At 35.2% G+C, this 264-nt stretch carries 1 protein-coding gene; it reads right to left on the bottom strand.

Annotated elements, in window-relative coordinates:
- Nucleotides 1–264 (bottom strand): SIMPL domain-containing protein (locus R0J88_RS20920; protein ID WP_410901014.1); only part of this gene is annotated, 264 nt, incomplete at both ends.

Raw genomic sequence — 264 nt, 5'->3', positions numbered from 1 at the left:
ATTCAGCAGACATCGCATAAGTTTTATATAAAATTGGACCACTAACGCTTTCCTCTACAATTTCAATCGCAATTGGTAAATGGGACAATCGTAAAGAAACTGCTAGCGCTTGAACCTTCTCATTCGCGTTTTGTAGTGCTAATTGTAGAGCACCTTTATAATAAGTTTCTTCATTCTCTAATTTAAACGTAAGTTGCGAAATAGAATTTGCTCCATTTTTTATTACAGTATCTATTACAAGCCCCAGTTCAGTAAGGGTACGAA

Origin of the sequence: Pseudoalteromonas sp. SIMBA_162, from assembly GCF_046535955.1 — a bacterium.
GTDB lineage: Bacteria > Pseudomonadota > Gammaproteobacteria > Enterobacterales > Alteromonadaceae > Pseudoalteromonas > Pseudoalteromonas marina.
Note: the sequence above shows the minus strand (reverse complement) of the source record. Positions and strands in the feature narration are given on the sequence as shown.